The 22,799-nt window shown below is 74.4% G+C and carries 24 protein-coding genes and 1 tRNA gene; 12 read left to right on the top strand and 13 right to left on the bottom strand.

What is annotated here, in order from left to right; all coding sequences use genetic code 11:
• The first annotated feature begins 9 nt into the window (after positions 1 to 9).
• The gene (locus ABD361_RS16525; protein ID WP_344436069.1) at positions 10 to 729 is read left to right on the top strand and encodes a helix-turn-helix transcriptional regulator; all 720 of its coding nucleotides are present in this window, start codon (positions 10 to 12) and stop codon (positions 727 to 729) included.
• Here the strand turns inward: ABD361_RS16525 and ABD361_RS16530 are convergent.
• Positions 709 to 2,052, bottom strand: a complete 1,344-nt coding sequence (locus ABD361_RS16530) for an MFS transporter (RefSeq protein ID WP_344436071.1) — start codon at positions 2,050 to 2,052, stop codon at positions 709 to 711. The two genes, ABD361_RS16525 and ABD361_RS16530, sit on opposite strands and share 21 nt — an antisense overlap.
• 70 nt (positions 2,053 to 2,122) lie before the next feature.
• Positions 2,123 to 2,818 (bottom strand): response regulator, encoded by a 696-nt coding sequence (locus ABD361_RS16535; RefSeq protein WP_344436072.1) that lies wholly within the window; start codon positions 2,816 to 2,818, stop codon positions 2,123 to 2,125.
• A 164-nt stretch (positions 2,819 to 2,982) separates the two neighbouring features.
• On the opposite strand from ABD361_RS16535, the gene ABD361_RS16540 reads away from it, so the two are divergent.
• The gene (locus ABD361_RS16540) at positions 2,983 to 3,555 is read left to right on the top strand and encodes a hypothetical protein (RefSeq protein ID WP_344436073.1); all 573 of its coding nucleotides are present in this window, start codon (positions 2,983 to 2,985) and stop codon (positions 3,553 to 3,555) included.
• A gap of 15 nt (positions 3,556 to 3,570) precedes the next feature.
• Here ABD361_RS16540 and ABD361_RS16545 read toward each other — a convergent pair whose 3' ends face one another.
• Complete coding sequence (locus ABD361_RS16545) at positions 3,571 to 4,617, bottom strand: zinc-dependent alcohol dehydrogenase family protein (RefSeq protein ID WP_344436074.1); 1,047 nt, start codon at positions 4,615 to 4,617, stop codon at positions 3,571 to 3,573.
• 183 nt (positions 4,618 to 4,800) lie between these two features.
• On the opposite strand from ABD361_RS16545, the gene ABD361_RS16550 reads away from it, so the two are divergent.
• Complete coding sequence (locus ABD361_RS16550) at positions 4,801 to 5,697, top strand: universal stress protein (protein WP_344436075.1); 897 nt, start codon at positions 4,801 to 4,803, stop codon at positions 5,695 to 5,697.
• Between the two features lie 47 nt (positions 5,698 to 5,744).
• Here the strand turns inward: ABD361_RS16550 and ABD361_RS16555 are convergent, their stop codons facing one another.
• A complete protein-coding gene (locus ABD361_RS16555; protein ID WP_344436076.1) occupies positions 5,745 to 6,395 on the bottom strand; it encodes a 50S ribosomal protein L25/general stress protein Ctc in 651 nt (216 codons plus the stop codon).
• A 271-nt stretch (positions 6,396 to 6,666) separates the two neighbouring features.
• Here ABD361_RS16555 and ABD361_RS16560 point away from each other — a divergent pair, with 271 nt between their 5' ends.
• Both ABD361_RS16560 and ABD361_RS16565 read left to right on the top strand, forming a co-directional pair.
• Positions 6,667 to 7,329 carry a hypothetical protein gene (locus ABD361_RS16560; RefSeq protein WP_344436077.1) on the top strand — a complete coding sequence of 221 codons (663 nt, stop codon included), beginning with the start codon at positions 6,667 to 6,669 and terminating at the stop codon, positions 7,327 to 7,329.
• Entirely contained in the window at positions 7,322 to 8,197 is an 876-nt protein-coding gene (locus ABD361_RS16565) for a hypothetical protein (protein ID WP_344436078.1), read from the top strand. Before ABD361_RS16560 ends, ABD361_RS16565 begins: the two co-directional genes overlap by 8 nt.
• A gap of 22 nt (positions 8,198 to 8,219) precedes the next feature.
• Here the strand turns inward: ABD361_RS16565 and ABD361_RS16570 are convergent, their stop codons facing one another.
• The 6 genes from ABD361_RS16570 to ABD361_RS16595 form a co-directional block, all read right to left on the bottom strand.
• Positions 8,220 to 9,737, bottom strand: a complete 1,518-nt coding sequence (locus ABD361_RS16570) for a hypothetical protein (RefSeq protein WP_344436079.1) — start codon at positions 9,735 to 9,737, stop codon at positions 8,220 to 8,222.
• 10 nt (positions 9,738 to 9,747) lie between these two features.
• On the bottom strand, positions 9,748 to 10,347 hold the full coding sequence (locus ABD361_RS16575; protein ID WP_344436080.1) for a hypothetical protein: 600 nt from the start codon (positions 10,345 to 10,347) through the stop codon (positions 9,748 to 9,750).
• 254 nt (positions 10,348 to 10,601) lie between these two features.
• The gene (locus tag ABD361_RS16580) at positions 10,602 to 10,976 is read right to left on the bottom strand and encodes a hypothetical protein (protein WP_344436081.1); all 375 of its coding nucleotides are present in this window, start codon (positions 10,974 to 10,976) and stop codon (positions 10,602 to 10,604) included.
• A gap of 114 nt (positions 10,977 to 11,090) precedes the next feature.
• Complete coding sequence (locus ABD361_RS16585) at positions 11,091 to 11,483, bottom strand: roadblock/LC7 domain-containing protein (RefSeq protein WP_425583229.1); 393 nt, start codon at positions 11,481 to 11,483, stop codon at positions 11,091 to 11,093.
• 133 nt (positions 11,484 to 11,616) lie between these two features.
• On the bottom strand, positions 11,617 to 12,399 hold the full coding sequence (locus ABD361_RS16590) for a transcriptional regulator (RefSeq protein WP_344436082.1): 783 nt from the start codon (positions 12,397 to 12,399) through the stop codon (positions 11,617 to 11,619).
• Positions 12,396 to 12,797: a hypothetical protein gene (locus ABD361_RS16595; RefSeq protein WP_344436083.1), complete on the bottom strand. Its 402-nt coding sequence runs from the start codon at positions 12,795 to 12,797 to the stop codon at positions 12,396 to 12,398. The genes ABD361_RS16590 and ABD361_RS16595 overlap by 4 nt, the downstream gene beginning before the upstream one ends.
• Positions 12,798 to 13,035: 238 nt before the next feature.
• Between ABD361_RS16595 and ABD361_RS16600 the strand changes: the two genes are divergently transcribed.
• Together ABD361_RS16600 and ABD361_RS16605 are read left to right on the top strand one after the other, a co-directional pair.
• The gene (locus ABD361_RS16600; protein WP_344436084.1) at positions 13,036 to 14,259 is read left to right on the top strand and encodes a DUF418 domain-containing protein; all 1,224 of its coding nucleotides are present in this window, start codon (positions 13,036 to 13,038) and stop codon (positions 14,257 to 14,259) included.
• A 120-nt stretch (positions 14,260 to 14,379) separates the two neighbouring features.
• Positions 14,380 to 14,997 carry a hypothetical protein gene (locus tag ABD361_RS16605; RefSeq protein ID WP_344436085.1) on the top strand — a complete coding sequence of 206 codons (618 nt, stop codon included), beginning with the start codon at positions 14,380 to 14,382 and terminating at the stop codon, positions 14,995 to 14,997.
• Positions 14,998 to 15,086: 89 nt separating this feature from the next.
• Here the strand turns inward: ABD361_RS16605 and ABD361_RS16610 are convergent, their stop codons facing one another.
• Together ABD361_RS16610 and tdh are read right to left on the bottom strand one after the other, a co-directional pair.
• The gene (locus tag ABD361_RS16610) at positions 15,087 to 16,268 is read right to left on the bottom strand and encodes a glycine C-acetyltransferase (RefSeq protein ID WP_425583233.1); all 1,182 of its coding nucleotides are present in this window, start codon (positions 16,266 to 16,268) and stop codon (positions 15,087 to 15,089) included.
• A gap of 41 nt (positions 16,269 to 16,309) precedes the next feature.
• Complete coding sequence (gene tdh / locus ABD361_RS16615) at positions 16,310 to 17,350, bottom strand: L-threonine 3-dehydrogenase (protein ID WP_344436088.1); 1,041 nt, start codon at positions 17,348 to 17,350, stop codon at positions 16,310 to 16,312.
• 96 nt (positions 17,351 to 17,446) lie between these two features.
• Here tdh and ABD361_RS16620 point away from each other — a divergent pair, with 96 nt between their 5' ends.
• From ABD361_RS16620 to ABD361_RS16635, 4 genes are all read left to right on the top strand, one after another.
• Positions 17,447 to 18,361, top strand: coding sequence for a LysR family transcriptional regulator (locus ABD361_RS16620; protein WP_344436089.1), 915 nt, complete (start codon positions 17,447 to 17,449; stop codon positions 18,359 to 18,361).
• A gap of 160 nt (positions 18,362 to 18,521) precedes the next feature.
• On the top strand, positions 18,522 to 18,848 hold the full coding sequence (locus ABD361_RS16625) for a putative quinol monooxygenase (protein ID WP_344436090.1): 327 nt from the start codon (positions 18,522 to 18,524) through the stop codon (positions 18,846 to 18,848).
• Positions 18,849 to 18,903: 55 nt separating this feature from the next.
• Positions 18,904 to 19,611 carry a L,D-transpeptidase family protein gene (locus ABD361_RS16630; protein WP_344436091.1) on the top strand — a complete coding sequence of 236 codons (708 nt, stop codon included), beginning with the start codon at positions 18,904 to 18,906 and terminating at the stop codon, positions 19,609 to 19,611.
• Positions 19,612 to 19,691: 80 nt separating this feature from the next.
• The gene (locus ABD361_RS16635; RefSeq protein ID WP_344436092.1) at positions 19,692 to 21,398 is read left to right on the top strand and encodes a choice-of-anchor A family protein; all 1,707 of its coding nucleotides are present in this window, start codon (positions 19,692 to 19,694) and stop codon (positions 21,396 to 21,398) included.
• A gap of 19 nt (positions 21,399 to 21,417) precedes the next feature.
• On the opposite strand, the gene ABD361_RS16640 is transcribed toward ABD361_RS16635, so the two are convergent.
• Positions 21,418 to 22,530 carry a WD40/YVTN/BNR-like repeat-containing protein gene (locus ABD361_RS16640; RefSeq protein WP_344436093.1) on the bottom strand — a complete coding sequence of 371 codons (1,113 nt, stop codon included), beginning with the start codon at positions 22,528 to 22,530 and terminating at the stop codon, positions 21,418 to 21,420.
• A 183-nt stretch (positions 22,531 to 22,713) separates the two neighbouring features.
• Here ABD361_RS16640 and ABD361_RS16645 point away from each other — a divergent pair.
• Positions 22,714 to 22,787: transfer RNA gene (locus tag ABD361_RS16645), tRNA-Lys, on the top strand.
• Positions 22,788 to 22,799 lie beyond the last annotated feature (12 nt).

Below are 22,799 nucleotides of genomic sequence, written 5' to 3' on the forward strand. Positions count from 1 at the left end.
GTCACCGGAATGAACCGCACTGCCCGGCTGTACGCACTGGTGGAGGAACTGCGCGCGGTGGCGCCGCGACCGCTGACGGTCGCGGCGCTCGCTGCTCGCTTCGAGGTCAGTACGCGCACGGTGCAGCGCGACCTGCAGGTGCTGATGGAGGCCGGCGTCCCGGTGCGCACCACCCCGGGGCGGGGCGGGGGCTGGTCGATCGACCCGGACATGACCCTGCCCCCGATCCACTTCACCGCCGAGGAGGCCTCGGCACTGGCCGTCGCCCTCGCCGCGACCGACGCCTGCGCCCCGTACGCCGGCGCGGCCCGCACGGCGGCCCAGAAGATCAGTGCCTCGCTGTCCGGCCCCGCCTCGGCGGCGGCGCACCGGCTCGCCGCGCGGATCGTCGCGCTGCCCTCGCCGGCCGGTTCCGTGGTCCGCAGCGCGGTGGAGGAGGCCCTCACCACCCACACGGCGCTGCGCCTGACCTACGTCGACGCGGCAGGACGCGAGAGCGACCGCGTCGTCGAACCGGGCGGACTGCTGACCGCCGGTGGCCGGTGGTACCTCATCGCCTGGTGCCGCACGCGCCGGGCAGGCCGGGGCTTCCGGCTGGACCGCATCACGGCAGCGGATCCGACGGCGGAGTACGCACCACCCCGCGACCTGGCCGCGCTCCTGCGCGGCTCGGCCGCGGCCGACGCGGTGCGGCCCCCCGCACTGGCGTCACTGACAGCTCGCACCTGAACGCTGTGCGGTCTTCGCGCCCCGGGCCTGCACGAGGACCGGCGCCGGCTCCTCCTCGTACGCCTCGGGCAGGTCGCGGTGCCTGCGCAGGGGGCCTGCGGCGAGGATCAGCCAGCAGGGGGCGAGGAGCCCTGCCATCACCCACAGGGCGGCCCGGGGTCCGAGCAGGCCGCCGAGCCAGCCGCCCAGCACCGAACCCACCGGAATGGTGCTGTGGTTGAGGACCATCGTCGTCGCGACGACACGGCCCAGCAGGTGCGGCGGGCAGTAGCGCTGCCGGAAGCCGCCCAGGACGACGTTGCAGGCCACGACGCCCGTCGAGACCATGAAGGCGCCCACCGCGAAGAACAGCAGGCCGGCGCCCGGTGTGGTGAGCGGCAGCAGCAGCGCGAACGGGCCGGTGCACAGCTGCAGCAGGAGCGTGCCGCGCGCCGTTCCCAGGCGTCTGCCGACCGCGGTGGCGAGGAACGCGCCGAGCACGCCGCCCAGGCTGCCGGCCATCACCAGCGCGCCCACGGTCGCGGAATCCACCCCGACCGTACGGACCAGGAAGACGATCTGCACCGCCTGGTAGCCCATCAGCGCCAGGTTGAGCACGGCGCCGTAGGCGACCATCGGGCGCAGGTAGGGGTCGCGGGCGACGAAGCGCAGGCCCTCGACGATCTGCCGGCGCAGGGTGAGTCCGTCGGCGGGGGCCGCCGGTGCCGGTTCGCGCACCCGCAGCCGCAGCAGGCACACGGTGGAGACCACGAACGTCAGCGCGTCGACCAGCAGGCCGGTGACCGCGCCGAAGACGTGGGCGATCAGGCCGGCGGCGCCGCGCCCCAGGACGCGGGTGGCGGCCTCGCTGCCCTGCAGCTTGGCGTTCCCCTCCAGCAGGTCGCGCTCGTCGAGGACGGCGGGCAGGTACGCGTGGTACGCCGTGTCGAAGAACACCGCCGAGGCGCCGCACAGCAGCGCCACCACCAGCAGGTGGGCGAAGGTGAGCACGCCGAACCCGGCCGCGAGCGGGACCGAGGCGTACCCGGCGGCGGAGACGAGGTTGCACGTGATCATCACCGGCCGCCGGCGGAGCCGGTCCACCCAGGCGCCGGCGGGCAGCCCCACGACGAGCCACGGCAGCCAGACGGCGGCCGCCAGCACCCCCACCGCGAGGCTGCCCGCGTGGAGCACCACCACGGCTGTCAGGGGCAGCGCGATCGTGGTGATGCTGCTGCCCAGGCCGCTGGCCGACTCGCCGGTCCACAGCAGGCGGAAGTCCCGCTGCCGCAGCACGCCGAAGCGGCGGCCGGCCCCGGAGGAGGTGTCGTACGTCGTGTTCATGGCGGGATCGTCGCGGCAGCGCCCCGCCCCTGTCACAGCGTTTTCGCCGGGGGAACTCAAGCGGGGGGACTCAGGCGGAGGGCGGGCGGTTCGTCGCGATGACGGCCGCCTGGATGCGGCGTTCGACGCCGAGCTTGGCGAGCATGCGGGAGATGTGGTTCTTCACGGTCTTCTCCGACAGGAAGAGCCGCTGGGCGATCCGACGGTTCGTCAGGCCCTCCCCGATCAGGTCGAGGATCTCCCGCTCGCGCGGCGACAGCGCCGCCAGGCGCTCGTCCTCCGGCTCGGCCCCGGCCGCCTCGTTCTCCCCGCGCAGGCTGTTCATCAGCCGCGTCGTCGTGGCCGGATCCAGCATCGACTGGCCGGAGGCGACCGTACGGATCGCCGCGACGAGGTCCGAGCCCTTGATCTGCTTGAGCACGTAGCCCGCAGCCCCCGCAAAGATGGCGTCCAGCAGAGCATCGTCGTCGTCGAACGAGGTCAGCATCAAACACGCCAGCTGCGGCATGCGCGAGCGCAGTTCGCGGCAGACCGAGATGCCGTCGCCGTCCGGCAGCCGGACGTCCAGCACCGCCACGTCGGGACGCACCGCCGGGCCCCGCGCCAGGGCCTGCTCGATCGTGCCGGCCTCGCCGGCCACCACGATGTCCTCCTCGGCCTCCAGCAGGTCACGGATGCCGCGCCGGACGACCTCGTGGTCGTCCAGCAGGAACACCCGGACCGGCTCCGTGCCGGAGAACGCCCTCGAACGATCGGGCTGCTCCACTGTCCTGCTCCTCGTCCGTACGGTCCGTCCGCTCGCCGTCCTGCCCCACCATGATCATCCACTGCCGGCCGGCGGCGCCATGGGCCGAACGGCCCAGGGGGGCCGCCTCCGGGCCGCCCCGCCCCGTCGGGGATGATCGGGCCCCGACAGGAGGAAGGAACACGATGGTGGAGAACCTGCACAGCCTGCGCTCCGGCTGGTGGGCCGCGGCGGTCACGCTGACCACCGAGACCGTGTTCGCCGGCGCGGGCCTCGGGGTGGCCTGGACGGCGCACAGCGCCCACTACACCGACGGCAGGCTGACCGAGAGCGCCGCAGGAGCGGTCCTCGGCGCCTTCGGCGCCGTCCCCCTGGCAGTGTTCCTGTGTTCCGTGGGAGCCCCGGGCGCCCTCTTGACCGTCCTCGCCGCCCGCTGGAGCGCCACCCGGTACCGCCGGCCGGACACCTGGCAGTGGTGCCTGGCCGTCCACGGCGTACTCAGCGTCCTCGCCGCACTGTGCTTCGGCGGGCTGTACGTGATCGCCTATCCGCCTGCCGGCCCTGCCCCGTTCGCCTGGTGGGCGGCCGCCCACGCCGCCGTCCTCGCAGCCCCTGTGCTCGTCGCCCGCACCGCCGAGGCCCGGCGGCGGCACGGCCGTGGCTACTGCCGGGTGCTGGGCCTCGTCGCCGGTGCCGCCGCCCTCGCCCTGGCCGCGGAGACGGTCGCCTTCCTCGCGTACGGCCTCGCCCGGCGGTGAGGACCGCCGCCGGCCTCACTCCTCGGCCACCAGCACCGCCGCGCCCGTGACCCGGTCGGCCGCCAGGTCCGCCAGGGCCTCGTCGGCCCGGCCCATCCGGTAACGCTGCACGTGCACCACCGGCCGGTGCCGGGCCACCTCCGACAGGTACGCCCGCCCGTCGGCCCGGGTGTTCGCGGTGACGCTGCGCAGCGTGCGCTCCTGGAACAGATGCTTGTCGTACGTCAGCGACGGGATGTCGCTCAGGTGGATGCCGGCGACGGCGAGCGTCCCGCCGCGGTCCAGGGCCGCCAGGGCGGCCGGCACCAGCTCGCCCACGGGGGCGAAGAGGATCGCCGCGTCCAGCGGCACCGGCGGGCTGTCGTACGCGCCGCCGGCGGAGGCCGCGCCCAGCTCCAGGGCCAGGCGCCGCGCGTCCTCCGACCGGGTCAGCACGTGCACCGACGCCCCCCGCGCGATCGCCAGCTGGGCCGTCAGGTGCGCCGACGCACCGAAGCCGTAGATGCCCAGCGCACCCCCGTGCGGCAGATCCGCACGCTGCAGCGCCCGGTAGCCGATGATGCCCGCGCACAGCAGCGGCGCCAGCTCCTCGTCCGGCGGCCCCTCCGGCAGCCGGTACGTGAAACGGGCGTCGGTGACCACGTGCTCGGCGTACCCGCCGTGCACGTCCCAGCCGGTGTAGCGCGAGCGCGGGCACAGGTTCTCGCGCCCCGCCGTGCAGTAACCGCACGTCCCGCACGTGCTCGCCAGCCACGCCGCGCCCACCCGGTCACCGGCGGCGAACCCCTCCGCCTCCGGCCCCGCCGCCAGCACCCGGCCCACGACCTCGTGCCCCGGGGTGCAGCACGGCGTACGAGGCGGCAGGTCACCCTCCGCCAGATGCAGGTCCGTACGGCACACCCCGCACGCCCGCACCTTCACCAGCAGATCCGCCGGACCCAGCCCGGGCAGCGCCCGGCGCACCCGCCGCAGCGGACCGCGCCCGACCGCGGCCGGACGGTCGACCACCCAGGCCCACGTGTCGGACGGGCCGCCGGTGCCGGCCGCCTGCGGCTCGGTCATCACGCTCACCTCCGCCCATCCCCTCCACGGTGCGCCGGGCCGGCCACCGGGGCAAGGCGCGCGCAGGCCCCCGCCCACGCCGGGGGCGGGCCGCGGGCGCCGCCGCCCGCTCGTGCCGCCGCCCCGCTCGGGCCGACACTGGAAGGGAAGCCCCGGACGCCGGACGCGACGGAGGTGCTCGCCATGGAACCCGCACCGGTCACCGTCGGACTCGACGGAACCCCCGAGAGCCTGGCCGCAGCGCACTGGGCGGCCACCGAGGCCGACCGGCGCGCCCTGCCGCTCCACCTGCTGCACGCCTGGATCCTGCACGTGCCCGAGGCGGCCGGGCCGGCCCCGCCGCCCGCGCCGGACGCCCCGGCCGGCGTCCCCGCCGAGCGGGACCGGGACTACTGGGCCCGGCGCATCCTCGGCGCCGCCCGCACCGAGATCACCGAACGCCTTCCCGGGCTCACCGTCGTCGAGGAACTCGTCGCCGACGAGCCCGCCGCCGCGCTCCTCGACGCGGCCGGCCGTTCCGAGATGGTGGTGCTCGGCTCCCGCGGCCTGGCCCGCATGCAGGCCTTCTTCCTCGGCGACGTCGCCCAGCACGTCGCCGGGCGCGCCGAACGGCCCGTGGTGCTCGTACGCGCCGGCATGGGCGAGCAGCACCCGCACGGCGGCGTCGTGGCCGGCGTCAGCCTCCGCGGCCGCTGCGACGAACTGCTCGACTTCGCCTTCGCCGCCGCTGCGGCTCGGGGCGTGCCCCTGCGCGTCGTCCACGGGCGCACGCTGCCCGTCCAGGCGTACGCGCCCTGGGGCGTCGACCCCGACGTCGCCCAGGACATCGGCCGCGACGCGGAACGGGAACTCACCGCGGCACTGCGGCCCTGGTGCGAGACGTACCCGGACGTCACCGTCGTCGACTCCGTGCGCCTGGAGAGCCCGGCCCAGGCCGTCGTCAACGCGGCCGAGGGCGCCGACCTGCTGATCGTCGGCCGCCGCCGGCACCGGGCGGCGCTGCTGCCGCGGCTGGACGCGGTGGTGCAGGCGTGCGCCCACCACGCGCGGTGCCCGGTGGCCGTGGTGCCGCACGACTGACCCCTGCGGGGGCGGGGGGGCCGCCGCCAGGCGGCAACCCGCCGTCCTCAGCCCTCCCCACCTGCCGCGGCGGGTTCCTCCGCGGGCGGGGCCTCCGCCGCCGGGGCCGCTGCGGCCTCCGCGGCCTCCTCCGCCTCCGCCTCCTCCGGGACTTCCTCCGCCTGGGCCAGGACCACTTGCAGCAGGGCCGTGCTGCCGTCCACCGCCAGGGAGCAGCCGCGCGGCAGGTCGATGTCCTCGGCGCGGACCGTGTGACCGGCCTCCAGGCCCTCGATGGAGACGGTGAACGACTCCGGGATGTGCGTGGCCTCCGCCTCGACCGGGAGCTTGTCGAGCATGTGCTCCAGCAGGTTGCCGCCCGGCGCCAGCTCTCCCTCCGTGACGACCGGCACCTCGACGGTGACCTTCTCGCCCTTGCGCACGGCCAGCAGGTCGACGTGGACGAGGAAGCCCTTGAGAGGGTCGCGCTGGACGTCCTTGGGGATGACGAGTTCGCCCTTGCCCTCGATGTCGAGGCGGATCAGGACGTTCGGCGTCTTCAGGGCCATCCACAGCGCATGGCCGTCCAGGGAGATGTGCTTGGGGGCGGCGCCGTGGCCGTAGATGACACACGGGACCTTGTCCGCACGGCGGATGCGGCGCGCGGCGCCCTTGCCGAAATCCGTGCGTCGTTCGGCGGCAAGCTTTACCTCGGCCATGGCGGGACTCCTCGCGTTCGGACTCCGGGGAGTTGTAACCGGCGACGGCGCCCGGATATCCCGCTGCTGCGCCATTCGGCCGACCCGCGTCACCGAATGGGCCCCGTACGCCGGAGCGCGGGCACCGCGTCGTGCTCCCGGTGCGCCCCACGGCGCCGGTGACGCCGGGCATTGCGGATGAAAGTATCGGAATGCCATCGGAATGGCGTCGGAATGCCATGGGAATGCCGCCGGGATGCCGCCGCATTCGGCCACGCGAAGGGCTCGGTCCATGCCAGAACAGCCGCCGCAGATCCGCCTGGGGCCGCCGCCGGCCCGGCCCGGCCTCCCCGAGTTCCCCGCCGTCGTCGAGCCGGCGATCGAGGACATCCCCGCACCGCCGCCCGCGCCCGCCCCCGCCGAGCCGGTCGCCTGGCAGCGCCTGGCGGTCCCGTCCGCCGAGGAACTGCTGGACCGGGCCGTCCCCGCGATCCTCGCCGACCACGGGGCCCGTTCGGCGCTCGACGGACACCGCTACGTCTTCCTGGGCGCCGCCCGCCTCGCCGACGCCAAGGCGCCGGCCGCGCCCGGGCTGTTCGTCCTGGCCTACGACTACACCGACGAGCGCGCCCTGGAGTTCACCCTCGCCGACGGCGACCCGCCGCTGCTGCTGGCCATGGCCGAGAGCGCCGCGCAGCCGGCCCTGTCCCCGGCGGAGGCCGACCGGGCCGTGGCGATCGCCCGCGCCCACAGCGAGGCGGCGCGCCGCGCCCTGCAGGACTCGGTGCCGATGGTGCTGCTGACCAGCGACGTGCGCGAGGGCGACGAGCACCACGGCCGGCGCCGCGCGTACGTCGGGTTCGGTTCGCCGGCCCGGCGCATGCCGGACGTACGGCTGGTGGTCGACCTCGGCGAGGAGCGGGTGCTGGGGACGGGCGGAGGCGGCGATGAGTGAGGCAGGCCGGGTCAGCTGGCCCCCCGAAGCCCCGCTGTGGACCTTCGACTGGCGGCTGGCGGACGCCCCCGACGAGGAGGGCATCGTCGTCCTCGGCGCCGCCTACCGGGGCCACGAGGTCTTCCACAAGGCCAGCCTGCCCTCGCTGCGGGTGCAGTACTCCGGCCCCTGCGGCCCGTACAAGGACCCCCTGAACTACGACAACTCCCACCCCACCTCCCGCTGCCCGGGCAGCAGGGTGTGCGTGTACTCCTACACCGCCGGCGGCCTGCGGGCGCTGAGCGTGGAGTCGTACCACACGATCGGCGCCTACCGGCTCACCCACCGCTGGGTGTTCTGGGAGAACGGGGTGGTCATGCCCCGGCTGTACAGCGCGGGCCTGCAGTGCCCCTTCGACCACCGTCACCACGTCTACTGGCGGCTGGACTTCGACATCGACGGCGCCGCGCGCGACCTGTTGCTGGAGTACAACACCTACACCCCCGACGAGGGCTGGGGACCGGGCTGGCACCCCTTCCGCACCGAGACCAGCCGGGTGAAGAACGCCGGCTCCCGGCGCAGCTGGGCCGTGCTCGACCTCGACAGCGGCCGCGGCTACCACCTGCTGCCCGGCGCGGCCGACGGCACCGCCGACGCCTTCTCCACCGCCGACCTGTGGCTGCTGCGCTACCGGGCGGCCGAGGACCGCTACGGGCGCCAGGGGAGCGCCGCCGCCGACGGCCTGACCGCGTACGTCTCGGGGGAGTCCACCGACGGCCAGGACATCGTCGTCTGGTACGCGGGCCACCTGCTGCACCGCGTCAGCGAGGGCGGCGACGACTGGCACGCCACCGGGCCCGACCTGGTGCCCTTCGGCCCCTGGTCCTGACGCCGCGCCGGCGCGCCCGGCCTCACCGGCGTGCCGGCGGGGACAGCCGGGCGCGCAGCCCGGCCGCCTCGCCGGGCAGCGCGGGCAGCGGTGCGGCGCGCCAGCCGCGCGCGTACGGCGGCGGGTGCGTGCCGTCGGAGGTCACCACCGCCACCGGCTGCCGCGCCGCATCGGCCACCAGCCGCGCCACGGTGGTGTTCGCGTCGTGCCCGTCCGTCTGCCGCGAGGCGCACCCGGCGCGGAAGGCGATCCGCACCGCCTCCGTGCCGGTGACCGCGCACGGCGGGCGCAGCCCCTGGCGGCGCAGCTCGGTGACGATGCGTCCGAGGGCCCGGTCGGTGGCGGCGCTGCGCGCCACGACCCGGCCCAGCACCACGTACTGCACCGCCAGGTGCGCCAGCAGCGCCATCGCCAGGGCCGCCGCGGCGACCGGCCGCAGCCGCGGCGGGCCGCCCTCGACGGTGGTCACCAGCCGCAGCAGGCACAGCGTCACCGGCAGCGCCAGCAGCCCGTACGCGGGCAGCAGGAACCGGGGCGCCGCGTAGTCGAGGAACTGGTACGGCACCGCCATCGACAGCGCCACCACCACCGGCAGGGCGTGCACCGCCGGCCGGCGCACCCGGGAGGCCACCAGCAGGCCGCCCGCGGTCAGCGGCGGCACCGCGAACCACCACACCGCCGTCACCGGATGCCGCCAGGGAATCGTGCACGGCCGGCACAGCGCCCGGCCCTCCAGCGCCCGCATGTGGTCGTCCAGGGCCAGCGGGGCACCCCAGCCGCCCTGGATCTCCGAGGCCCGCGCCAGCCGCGCCGCCGGCCCGCCGTAGTGCAGGTAGGCCTCGACCACCCAGTCGGCGCCGCCGGCGACCGCGCCGCCCACGACGGCGAGCAGGACCGCGGGCCGGCGCCAGGACCGTACGCACACCGCCGCGCCCGCCAGCGGCAGCAGCAGTGACAAGCCGTCACCCGGGCGCATCAGCGCGGTGAACGCCACCGACGCGGCGAGGGCCACGAGCGCCCGCCGGTCCGTACCCGGACCGCGCACCGCGCACAGGAACCAGCCGGTGGCGGCCAGCGCGCCGAAGGCCACCCACAGGTTCGGCATGGCCTGCGGACCGTAGAACAAGGTCATCCACAGCCCGCAGAACAGCAGGCCCGCCAGTGCCGCCAGCGGCACGGGCACCAGCCGCCGCCACGGCCACAGCGCGAGCAGCAGACCGCACCCCGAGAGCACCGCCAGCCACAGGCGCAGCACATCGGTGGAGTCCGTCAGTGCCACCACGGGGGCGACCAGCAGGCTCGCCCCGCGGGCCCGCGGCGCGCTGAAGAACGCGGCCGGGGCGTGCGGGGCGACCTGGCTGACGTACACCGTCTCGTCCCAGCCGAGCCCGATGTCCGGCACCACGAGCAGCAGCTGGGCCAGGGTGTAGGCGGTGGCCACGCCCGCGAACCACGGCAGGGCCGCGGGCGCCGGGGCGTCGGCCGCCGGCGGGCGGGCCTGCCGCCCGGGCCGGGACGGGGCGAGGGCCGCCGGATGCACAGCCGCCGCCTCAGCCGCCGGCCAGCAAGGCCCTCACCAGGCCGATGACCATGTTGCTGATGCCGCCGACGACACCGTTCATGGTGCCGGCCAGGCCGGTGACCAGCCCCTGCACCGTGCCGATCAGGCCGCCGGGGCCCTCCCGGCCCTGCCGGCCGTGCCCCCAGCCGTCGTCGCTGCGGGCGCGCTCCTTGGCCAGCTGCACGGTGGCCCCCACCGCGTCCAGGGTCGAGGCGGTGATGGCCCCGAGGTCGGGCCGGCCGCTGTTCGCCTGGCGCTCCAGGCCCGCCCGGGCCCGGCCCAGCCGGTCGAGCTGCTCCCGGACGGCGGCGCAGCTGCCGGCCTTCGGCCCCTGCGCCTGGTGGGCGGCCGCGCAGCCCGCGGCGACGTCGGCCGCCTCCTTGCCGATGGCGTTCTCCTCGATGGCCCGCACCCCCTGGCCCGCGGCCCTGCGCAGGGCGTCGGGGGCCGGGGCGGCCTGCGCGGGGGCGGCGGCGTCGGCGGGCGCCTGCGTGGTGTAGGCCGTGGCGGTCCAGCCGGCGGTGCCCAGGGCGAGGGCACCGCACAGGGTGCCGGACAGCAGGAGGCCGGTTCTTCGCGAGAGGGCCATGGAGTACTCCTCCGAGCTGAAGGGATCGTCACGACGACCCTGCGCCGCCCTCCGGCCACCCGCAAACGGTACGGCTCCTGACGGCCCGCCACCCGAGGGCGTGCACACCTGACGGCGCACCAGATCCGGTGGGCCGACGGGCCGTCAGGTGAGTGCGCCCAAGTCCTCCGTTCAGGCCATCCCGAATGGCCCAGCAGGCCTTGACGCGCCCGGACCTCCAGCGCCCGGACCCCCAGCGCCCGGACCTCCGGTGCCTAGACCTCCAGCTCCCCCTCGATCCGCCGGAGCTGGTGGCGGGCCATCGCCAGGTTGGCGCGCTTGGCGTCCAGGACGAGGTAGAGGAACAGCCCGTTGCCGCCACGGCCGGTGAGCAGGCGGATCAGGTGGTACTGCGTGCCGAGGGTGATGAGGATGTCCTCGATGCTGTCCTGGATGTTCAGCATCTCCATGGCCCGCAGCTTGGCCCGTACGACGTCGGTGTTGCCCGCGGCCGCGACGTTGAGGTCGAAGGAGGAGCTGCCGCCCAGGGTGCCGAGCGCCATGCCGCTGCCGTAGTCGACGAGTGCCACGCCGATGGCCCCGTCGATCGAGCTCATCGCGTCTTTCAGGGCCGTTTCGGTGTTCGCCATCGTCAGTCTTCCGTTCCGTCGGTGTCGATTTATCGGGTTGGTGATGAGGGTTGGTGATGCGGTCGGTGGTGCGGGTCGGTGATGCGTCGTGCGGGCGGCCGGTGGCCGCCCCCGTCACGGCTGGCGCTGGCGCGCCGGCGAAGTGGCGGCGAGCGCGGCGATGCGGGCGCCCGATCTGCGGGCCTCCAGGTTCAGCCGGCCCACGTTGGCGTCGGCCGTGGCCAGCAGGGTCAGGACGCAGGAGGCGCCGGCGGCGTAGGTGGCGACGTAGCCGTGCTCGCCGCTGACGACGAGTTCGCGGAAGCCCCCGTGGCCCACGGCCTCCGTCAGCCGGGCTCCCACGCCCAGGGCCGCGGCGGTCAGCGCGGCCACCCCGTCCGGCTCCATGCCGGTGACCAGGTGCGCGATCACCAGCCCGTCGGTGCTGGCCACCATGGCACCGGTCAGGTGCGGTACCCGCACGCGCAGCCCCTCCAGCTCGTCGAGCACCTCGGGTGCGGCGGTCATCGGCTGCCTCCTCACGGCGAATTGCCTCAATGCGCGCCTCATCATGAGAGCGCGGGTGCCCGGCCCGCCCACGACGCGGCCCGGTGGCGTCGGGGGAACTCGGGATGCGGCACGGGAACGGGCCGGGGCTCGGTCACAGGGCCTCCAAGGCGTCACGGATCCGGTGGAGCAGGAAGACGTCCGGGGCGTCGGGGCGGGCGCCGGCCTGCGGGGCGCGCGGTGCAGGCGCGCCCGCCCGCGGCGTACGGACCAGGCCCGCCGCCGCCAGCCGCCGCACGTCCAGGACGGTGGTGAAGGCGCACCGGCCCAGCGCCCTGGCGATCTGGGTGGGCGTGCGCACCCCGTCCGCCGCCTCCAGCACCGCCCGGCGCCCGCCGGCGGGCCCGCCGCCGTGGCCGGCGCGCGGCAGGGCGCCGGCCACGGGCACGACCGGTGCCGCGTCGATCTCCGGGCGCGGCCAGGCCCGCTCCAGCAGCCCGCGCCGGCGCCGCACCTCGTGCTGCAACAGGCCCACGGGCACCGGGCGTACGGGGCCGAACCAGTGCCGTGCCTCGTACAGGAACCGGTCCGGGGGCCGCTGCGAGCCGTCGAGCGGGAAGAGCACGAAGTAGGCCGCGTCGAACAGGGCGCTCAGGTGGCACAGTTCGAGCTCGGCACGCCCGAGTCGGCCGTGCTCGACGAGGAAGGCGCCGGCGCGGTGCTCGGCGCCGCCGCGCACCACCGCCTCCTGCCAGGCCTCCGGCGACACCCGGCCGCCGGCGGTCAGCCGCCACCCCACGTCCGGTACCGCCGGGCTCTCCGCGTGCACCACCGCGCCGTCGGCCAGGTACAGCGCCCCGCCGCGGCCGTGCAGGGCGCCCGTGGCGCGTCGCGCGGCCAGGTCGTCCAGCGTCGCCTCGCGCAGCGCCGGGCTCATGCGGGCACCAGCCGGGCGGTGATGTCCTTGATGCGGAAGAGGGCCACGGCCAGGTTCGCCTCCGTGCGATCCAGCCACAGGTGCAGGAAGACACTGCTGTCGAAGGCCGTCTCCACGAAACGGATCAGGTGGTAGCTGCCGCGGGCGGTGACGATCAGCTCCTCCACGGGCCCTGAGGCCGCCGCCCCGCGGCGGAAGGCCCCGCTCTCGAAGACGAGCCGGGCCACCTCGGCCGCCTCGGCGGCCGCGGCCTCGTCGTCCCCGTGCTCCCCGTGCCCGGTCGTCGGCCCGTCGCCCGCCGTCCCCAGGGTGAGCCCGGTGGTCCACTCCACCAGGCTCGCCCCCCGTGCCCCGGGGATGGTCATGGCCTCGGCCAGGCACCCGTCTATGCCGGTCACACGATCCTCTCCGGGGGTGATCACACATGGCGCGTCCGATGCGACGGAAGGTAATCGATAACACCCGTGGGTGGTGAGAGTTTTGGCACTTTCCTTCGGCACATGTGCGCGCGCTGATAAAGGTTCGGCCGCCCTGTTGGCCGCTACATCGAAGGATGTACGGCCGTTTCATCACCGCCTACGAGGCCCCCGGTGATCCTTCCGCAGAGGATGGAGGAAACGCCGAGTTGGGGGTCACATGACGGAAACCGTACGGTCCATCGCCTCTTGGTCCGGACCGCAGGAGGGCGAAACGGGAGGGACGGCGGACTCCGGCACGCCGGGGCGACTGCCGCTGCTGGACGTGTTGCGCGGCACGGCGATCCTCGGAACGCTCATGACGAATGTCTGGATCTTTACCGCTCCCGGCGCGGAGTGGGGCGTCCTCGACGGCACCGCCGGGGGAGCCTCCCTCCACGCACTGCTCACGGACCCCGGCCCCGCGCTCGCGGTGGAGAGCGTCTTCCGCTTCCTCGCCGACGGCAAGTTCCTGTCCCTGCTGACCCTGCTCTTCGGTGTCGGCCTGGCCATCCAGTTCGACGCCGCCGCCCGGCGCGGCCGGCCGTGGCCCGGCGGCTACCGCCGGCGTGCCCTGTTCCTCCTCGCCGAGGGCACCGTGCACTTCGTCCTGGTCTTCGCCTGGGACGTGCTCATGGGCTACGCCCTGACCGCCCTGCTCGTCGCCCGCCTGCTCACCGGCTCCGAGCGCCTGCGCAACCGCGTGATGTGGACGGCGGCCGGCCTTCACCTCGCCGCGATGACGCTGCTCGGCCTCGCGGCGCTCGGCGCCGACGGGAGCAACAGCACCGGCCCCGACCGGGAGGCGGCCGGCCTCTACGCGCACGGCGGCTACCTCGACCAGATCGCCTTCCGCCTGCACCACGCCCTCGTCCTGCGCATGGAACCGGTGCTGTCCTTCGGGCTGTTGCTCTTCCTCTTCCTGCTCGGCGTCCGCTTCCACCGCGCCGGCGCCTTCGCCCCCTCGGCCGCCGGGCACCGGCTGCGCGTCCGCCTGGCGGCCTGGGGCCTGGGCCTCGGCCTGCCCCTCAACGCCGCCGCCTCCCTGGCCGACGCCTACCTCCTGGGCCGCTACGTCGCCGCCCCCGTCGTCGCCCTCGGCTACCTCGGCCTGATCGGCGTGCTGATGGACCGCCTGCCCCGCCCCGGCCCGCTCACCCGCTCCCTGACCTCCGTCGGCCGCATGGCCCTGACCTGCTACGTCGCCCAGAACGTGCTGTGCGTCCTGGCCTGCTACGGCATCGGCCTCGGGCTCGCCGAGCGCTTCGCCGGCACCGGCCCGTGGTGGGTCCTCGCCCTGTGGGCGGCGGTCTGCCTGGTCCTGGTGACCGCATCCACCCTCTGGATGCGCCGCTTTGCCGCAGGGCCCCTGGAGTCCCTGCAGAAGCGGCTGCTGCACGGTTGAACCCTCCACGACCCACGCGCCGAGATTGCCCGCCGTCGTGTGAAGGCGCAAGCTGGACGAAGGGAGATGCCGCGCCTTCTTTTCCGGGATTCACTTCGTCGGGCGAGGTGAATGCAGCCTATGACGGGAAACGAACTGTTCCAGAACCTTGTTCCGGTGCTGGCACCCCTGATCACGGCCTCGGTGGGTGTGCTGGGAATCGTCATCAAAGACCGGCGCCAGGAAAGGAACCTGGACCAGCAGCTCCGACGGAAAATCGAAATGGGGCAGGCGCAGGTCGCATTCATTCAGGCCTGGATACAGGCCCGTCAGCTGCTGGGACCGCTGGGCGAGGACGCACGCCCGGCCCAGCAGTGGTTGGACAGGTGCTACGCCACGGTGCGGACTTCGCAACGGCCCCGACGAGGGGTGGAGCCCGCGAAGGAGGTGCACGTCCTGCGCCGGCTGCTTTTGTTGCGACCGCTTCGAGGAGCCGCCGCACAGGTGTGGCGAATCATTTACTGGCTGCTGTTCCTGACGTGCAATATATACGTGGTGCCGGCCATAGCCGGGGTTGTGCAAATGATCCAGGGAACCCCGGGCGGAGGGGATCTGGCGCTCGGTTCCGTGCTTATCGGGCTTGTCTTCGCGGTACTCGCGGGCATGGCGCGGGTGATTTCGGTGCACCAGGACGAAGCGGCTCGGAAACCGACGCCGGTGCCGCACTGGCCAACTCGTACGCCGCATGACCAATCATAGGAACGGGCCCGGCACCGGCCACCACGACAACGGCGCCGGCCCCGGGCATCTCTGCCCGGGGCCGGCGCCGTTGTCGTGGTGTGCGGCCGTCAGGCCGCCATCGCGTCGCGGACCTCGCGGAAGGCCTCGATCGTGCGCAGCACGTCCTCGCGCGAGTGGGAGGCCGAGAGCTGGACGCGGATGCGGGCCTTGCCCTGGGGGACCACCGGGTAGGAGAAGGCGATCACGTAGATGCCCTTCTCCAGCAGCGCCGCCGCCATCCGTGCGGCCACGGCCGCGTCACCGATCATGACGGGGGTGATGGGGTGCTCGCCCGGGAGCACCTCGAAGCCCGCCTCGGTCATGCCCTTGCGGAAGAGCGCGGTGTTCTCCCGCAGCTGCGCCCGCCGGTCGCCGGAGGCGGCCAGCAGGTCGAGCACCCGCAGCGAGGCGCCGACGATGGAGGGCGCCAGCGAGTTGGAGAACAGGTACGGGCGGGAGCGCTGGCGCAGGATCTCGACGATCTCCGCGCGCGCGGCGACGTAGCCGCCGCTGGCGCCGCCCAGGGCCTTGCCGAGGGTGCCGGTGATGATGTCGATCCGCTCGGTGACGCCGAACAGCTCCGGCGTGCCGCGGCCCTCCTCGCCGACGAAGCCCACCGCGTGCGAGTCGTCGACCATCACCAGGGCGCCGTAGCGCTCGGCCAGGTCACAGATCTCGTCCAGCGGGGCGATGTAGCCGTCCATGGAGAACACGCCGTCGGTGACGATCAGCTTGTGCCGGGCACCCGACGCCTCCTGCAGGCAGCGCTCCAGGTCCGCCATGTCGCGGTTGCGGTAGCGGAAGCGCGCCGCCTTCGACAGGCGGATGCCGTCGATGATGCTGGCGTGGTTGAGCTCGTCGGAGATCACCGCGTCCTCGGCGGACAGCAGGGTCTCGAAGACGCCGCCGTTGGCGTCGAAGCACGAGCTGTACAGGATCGTGTCCTCGGTGCCCAGGAAGCGGGAGATCCGGCTCTCCAGCTCCTTGTGGGGCGCCTGGGTGCCGCAGATGAAGCGGACGGAGGCCATGCCGAAGCCCCAGTCGTCCAGCGCCTGCTTGGCCGCCGCGATGACCTCGGGGTGGTCGGCGAGGTCGAGGTAGTTGTTGGAGCAGAAGTTGAGCACCTTGTCGGCGGCCTTGCCGTCGCCGACGCTGATGGCCGCCGACTGCGGGCTGGTGATCACGCGCTCGGACTTGTACAGGCCGGCGTCGCGGATGTCCTGCAGCTCCTTGCGCAGGTGCTCGCGCATCCCGTCGTACACGTGGGGACTCCTCGTGGTGTGGTCGTGCGTCAGGGGAGGATGGGCCGGGTCCAGTCGATGACGACCTTGCCGCACTGGCCGGAGCGGGCCGTGGCGAACGCCTCGGCGTGCTGCTCGAAGCCGAAGCGGTGGGTTATCACCGGCGAGATGTCCAGGCCGCTGCGCAGCAGCACGGACATCGCGTACCACGTCTCGAACATCTCGCGGCCGTAGATGCCGCGCAGCGTCAGCATGCGCGTGACGATCGTGGCCATGTCGAGGCTGACCTCGCCGTGCGGCAGGCCGAGCGCGGCGATGCGGCCGCCGGGCGACATGGTGGCGATCATGTCCTGCAGGGCGTCGGCGCGGCCGGACATCTCCATGCCCACGTCGAAGCCCTCCGTCATGCCGAGCTCCGGCATGACGTCGGCGATGCGCCGGCTGCTGACGTCCAGGGCGACGGTCGCGCCCATCTTCTGCGCCAGCGCCAGGCGGTAGGGGCTGACATCGGTGATCACGGTGGAGCGCGCACCGGCGTGCTGGGCGACCGCGGCGGCCATCATGCCAATGGGGCCGGCGCCGGTGATCAGCACGTCCTCGCCCAGGACCGGGAAGGACAGCGCCGTGTGCACGGCGTTGCCGAACGGGTCGAATATGGCCGCCACGTCGATGTCGATCTCGTGGCGGTGGACCCAGACGTTGGACTCGGGCAGCACCACGTACTCGGCGAACGCGCCGTCGGTGTGCACGCCCAGACCGATCGTACGGATGCACAGGTGGCGGCGGCCCGCCATGCAGTTGCGGCAGGTGCCGCACACCAGGTGACCCTCGCCGCTGACGGTGTCGCCCACGGCGACCTTGGTCACCCCGGCACCGGTGGCGACGACCTCGCCGGCGAACTCGTGGCCGACCACGAGCGGCGCACGCACCGTGCGGGCCGCCCAGTCGTCCCAGCTGTCGATGTGCAGGTCCGTACCGCAGATGCCGGTCCGCAAGACCTTGATCAATACCTGTCCGGGGCCGGCCTCGGGGGTCGGCACCTCGGTCAGTTCGAGACCCGGCGCCGCCGCGGTCTTCACCAATGCCCTCATGAGGGATCACTTTGCGGCTTCGCCGCTGTGAAGTCCATCGACATTTTTCGACGGTGGTTGTGAAGCCTGCCTTCACGATCATGGGATGATGAACAGGTGATCGACCCCCGCCGCCTGAAGGTGCTGCGCGCCCTCGCCGACCACGGCACCGTCACGGCCGCCGCCCACGCCCTGTACCTCTCGCCCTCCGCCGTCTCCCAACAGCTCGCCGCCCTGGAGACGGAGACCGGGCACACCCTGCTCGAACGGCGCGGGCGCACCGTCCGCCTCACGGCCGCGGGCAGCGTCCTCGCGCGGCACGCCGGCGAGATCTCCGCCCAGCTGGAGCGGGCCGAGGCCGACCTCGCCGCCTGCTCGACCGGACTGGTCGGCGAGGTCGCCGTCGCGGCCTTCGCCACCGCCATCACCGAGGTCGTCGCCCCCGCCGTGGCCGCACTGCGGCAGCGCGCGCCGCAGGTGCAGGTGCGGGTCAAGGACGCCGAGGGGCACACCAGCGCCCGCCTGCTGGCCGACGGCGAGGTCGACATCGCCATCGCCGTCGAGCACCGCGACTCGCTGGCGCCGGGGACGGGCCGGCTGCTGCACGCACCGCTGTACGAGGAGCCGTTCGACGCCGTGCTGCCGCCCGGGCACCGGCTCGCGGGGGCGGGGGAAGTCGACCTGAAGGATCTGGCCGAGGACCCCTGGATCACGCCGTGGCCCGGCAACCCCGTGCACGAGGCCGTGCTGCGGGCCTGCGAGCAGGCCCGCTTCCAGCCGCGGGTCGAGTGCCTGTCCGACGACTTCTCGGCCGTGTGCGCCCTGGTCGCGGTCGGCGCGGGGGTGGCCCTCGTGCCCCGCTCGGCCCTGCACGGCATCCGGCCCGCGCTCACGCCCGCGGTACGACCGCTGCGCGGGCCCGGGCCGACGCGGCGGGTGCTGACCGCGGTGCGCAGCGGGAGCGAGGGGCACCCGCTGCTGCGGCTCGCTCTCGCGGAGCTCCGCGAACGGGCGGCAGCGCTCACGGGGTGACCCCACGGCCCGCCGCAGGCGCACCGCCCCACCGGCAGCCACCACTACCGGCCCGTTTTCCGGCACAGCCGGAAAACGGCCGTATCGCGTTCGCGGCCGCCGGGCCCGCGCGTCACGATGGACCGGTCCTCATTCGAACGCGGTCCTTCCGGGAGCACGCATGATCTTCATCGTCGTCAAGTTCACCATCCGCCCCGAGCGCAGCGGGGAGTGGCTGGACCTGGTCCAGGACTTCACCCGGGCCACCCGCGAGGAGCCGGGCAACCTGTTCTACGAGTGGTCGCGCAGCGTGGACAACCCGCACCAGTTCGTCCTCGTGGAGGCGTTCGAGGACGCGGCCGCGGGCGAGGCGCACGTGAACTCCGAGCACTTCAAGACCGCCATGGCCTGGATGCCCGGCCTGATCGCGAGCACTCCGGAGATCGTCAACGTCGAGGTGCCCGGCCGCGGCTGGTCCGCGATGGCCGAGCTCTCGCCGCGCGACTGACCCGTTCGGGTCCCTGCGGGTGCCCGCCCGGCGGCCGGCCGGTAGACCGTCGTGCATGAGCAACCGACGTGCCGGCCGCCGCGCCCGCCGCCGCCCCGCGGCGGGGGCCTGCCTGCTGACGGCGCTGGCCGGCGTCGCGGCTCCGGCCGCCGCGCCGGGCGCGGCGCACGCGGCCGCCTGTACGGCGGGCACCGGCCCGTACCAGCGGCAGCTGGAGGCGTACCTCAAGCGGCCCGTGGACGGCCGCCAGTCACCGGCGGACTGCGCGGCCATCGCCGCCTTCCAGCGCCGGGAGGGCATCCGGCCGGCCGACGGGTACGCGGGGCTGGCCACCTACCGTCAGATGCTCGTCGCCCAGGCCCGCCCCGACCCCAATGCCGCCGGCCGTTGCCCGGTGGTCGCGGGCCGCATGGCGTGCGTGGACCTCGACCGGCAGCTCATGTGGGTGCAGCAGCGCCGCCGGGTGATCTTCGCGCCGGTGCCGGTGCGCTCGGGCCGGGCCGGGCAGACGACCCGTACGGGCTCGTTCAAGGTGTACTGGAAGCACAAGAACCACGTCTCCACGCTCTACGCCAACGCCCCGATGCCGTACTCGCAGTTCTTCTCCGGCGGCCAGGCCCTGCACGGCCACCCGGGCAACCTCTTCGACGGCGGCGGTTCCGCCGGCTGCGTCAACCTCACGGTCGCCGACGCGCGCCGGCTGTGGGACGTGCTGCAGGTCGGCGACGGCGTGCGCGTCTGGGGCCGCAAGCCGGGCACCTGATCGGCCGTTCGGAGCACGTTCGCGACGCTGCCCCGGCGCGGCGGAATATCCGACGAGATGCCGATGGTCATAGTCGGACCGTGCGACGGAACTTCACCGAGGGATGGCTGCGCAGGCTCGCGGTGGGCGTCGTCTGCGCCGCCACGGTCGGCGGCCTGGCCCCGCCCGCGGCGGCGGCGCCGCTGCCCGGTGGCCTGGGCCCGTGCCTGCCCGGCAGTTGCCCGCGCAGCTACCGCGGCCCCGGCACGGGCCCGCCGGCCGGCCGCGACAACAACGTCAACGTCCTCGTCGGCGGCGACTTCCGGGTCCGGGGCACGGCCGCCGAGGCCGAGGGGCGCGTGGTCGCCCTCGGCCGCGTGGACGTGCACCGCTCGGGCGGCGGCGGGTACGCCGTGGGCGTGGCCGGCACCGGCTCCCGCGTCCCCCCGGCGGACGGCAGCGACTTCCTGACCGCCGGCGGAGCCGTGACCGTCGCGGCCGGCCAGCGGCTGGTCGCCGACCGCGGCACGGTCCGCCACGCGGGCCCGGTCAGCGGCACCGTCACCGGCCGCAGCGTCACCGACGCGGCCGCGGCGGAGCCGTACGTCCGGCTGCGCGACGAACTCGGCGCCGCGAGCCGCTGCTACGCGCACGGGGCCGACGGCCACGGCCGGCCGGCGACCGGCACGGTGCGCACCACCGGTACGGAGACGGTCCTCACCGGCGACGGCAGCTCCCGGCTGCAGGTGTTCACCGTCGGCTCCGACCTCGCCGGACCCGGCGGCACCCACCGGAACCTGCGCTTCACCGGCATCCCGTCCGGCGCCACCGTCCTGGTCAACCTCACCGGCACCGCACGGCTGATCGACGCCGGCGGCGTGAGCGGACCGGCCGGACTGCGCGAGCGGCTGCTGTGGAACGCCCCCGACGCCAGGCGCCTGGAGATCCGCGGCACCGGGCAGTTCCAGGGCAGCGTCCTGGCCGGCGAGCGCGAGAGCGAGTCGGTCGTTTCCGTCCCCGGCTTCAACGGACGCTTCCTGACCGCCGGTTCCCTCACCCACACCGCCTCCGGCGGACCCGCCGGATTCCACGCCTACCCCTTCACCGGCGACCTGCCCGACTGCGTCAGCGCCGCCCAGGCGGGCACCGTGACGGTGCTCAAGCGGGACGCGGTGACCGGCCGGCCGCTGCCGGGAGCCCGCTTCCAGCTGTGGCGGGAGGCCAACGGCCGCGCCGGCCTGCAGACCGGTGGCGCCGCCGACGCCCGGGTCGGCGGCGTGTGCGTCACCGACGGGCGCGGCCTGTGCCGCAGGGCCGTGGACACCGGCACCTACTACTGGCAGGAGCTGCAGCCCCCCACCTGCTACGCCGCGCCCGCCCAGCGCGTGACGGGGCTCGCCCTCACCGCCGCCAACGCCGCCCGCGGCGTGACCGTCGCCGTGGCCAACACCCCCACCTGCGGCACGCTGCGCCTGATCAAGCGGGACGCGCGCACCGGCCGGCTGCTGCAGGGCGCCGTCTTCGAGCTGTGGCGCGAGACCAACGGCCGGGCCGGCCTGCAGACCTCCGGTGCCGGCGCCGACCGCCGGGTCGACAGCGGCTGCGCCACCGACCCGCAGGGCCGCTGCACCTACCCCGGACTGCCGCTGGGCACCTACTACCTGCGGGAGACGGCCGTGCCCGAGGGCTACCTGCTCTCCGCACGGCGCGTCTTCGGCCCGTACCGCCTGACCACCCGCAACGCCTCGGCCGGCGTCACGGTGACCATCCGCAACCCGCGCGGGGAGCCCGGCAAGGGCAAGAAGTGAGCCCTTCGCTCCCGCCCGGTCAGTCCACCCGCACCTCGTCGGCACCCAGGTACATCACCTGCGGCCGCGCGGGGTTGAAGGCGATGGCCGAGATGCCGTCGTAGGCGTTGTGGGTCCTGGTGACCTGCCCCGTGCGGGCGTCGAGGCGGAAGAGGTCGGTGCCGTAGTTCTGGAAGTAGGTGCCGAAGACGAAGTGCAGGACGTCGGCGTCGACCGGGCTGGGGGCCAGCAGGGTGCCGTTGGTCAGCTTGGTCGCCGCGGAGTCGTCGACGACCTTGACGAACGTCCGGCCGCCGTCGGCCGACCGGTACAGGTGGCGTCCCTCGGAGGAGGAGCCCGGCGCGGCCTCGTCCAGGTCGATGCCCAGCCCGTAGACCACGGACGGGTCGGCGGGGGAGACGGCGGAGGAGAAGAGGTTGGCCTTGTCGCCCTTGGCCGCGAGGCCCTTGGCGGCGGTCCAGGTGGTGCCGCCGTCGGTGGTCACCGCGCCGCCGCGCACCATGGCGCCGGCGACGGCGTGCCGCACGTCGGCCGGGTCGAAGGCCACCGAGTAGACGCTGCTGCCGGCGGGGAACGCCGGCGTGCCCGTACGGCTCCAGGTGGCGCCGCCGTCCGTGGAGTCGTACAGCTGTCCGGCGTGGTCGGCCAGGCGCAGGTGGCCGGGGTGGGCCCGGTCGGTGCCGAGGCCGGTGATGTTCGCCGTCGGGGCGGTCAGCCGGGTGACGGTCGTGCCGTCGATGCGCGCGAGGTAGCCGCCGTTGACCTGCCAGGCGTACGCCCGGCCCGCGGGGGCCGCCGTCAGGCGCGTGGTGCCGGTGCCGAGGGTGGCCAGGGGCGTCCAGGTGCAGCCGGCGTCGGCCGAGCGCAGCAGCTGGGTGTTGTGCGTGGCCAGGAGCACGTTCGGGGTGTCGAGGGCGACCAGGCCGTGGGTGTAGCCGGTCGTGTGCAGGGTCCCCGTGGTGGGCGCCAGCGTGCGGCCCTCGTCGGTGGTGAAGGTGACGGAGCCGTCACCGGTGACGCGGGTGCAGGAGGGCGCGGTCCAGCCGGTGGTCCCGGCCGCGGTGGCGGCGGGTGCCTGGGCCAGGAGGAGGGCAGCGGTTGCCGCGGTGACGGCCGTACCGATGCGCTTCACGGTGTCTTCCTTTCTAGGAAGCTTTAATTGGAAACTGTCCGTGTTCGGACGAGTGAGTTCGGTGACGGTGAAAGCTACGGGCCGTCCGCGCAGATGATCAAGAGGGGTCTTTCGGCCACGCCGGAACCTCGTCGTCCGGGCCGGTCGGAAGCACTCCCCGGACCGGGGTAATATTTCTTCTGCGCGCCGCTAGCTCAGTTGGTTAGAGCAGCTGACTCTTAATCAGCGGGTCCGGGGTTCGAGTCCCTGGCGGCGCACACGAGGAAGGC

The sequence above is a fragment of the Streptomyces luteosporeus genome (assembly GCF_039532865.1).
GTDB lineage: Bacteria > Actinomycetota > Actinomycetes > Streptomycetales > Streptomycetaceae > Streptomyces > Streptomyces luteosporeus.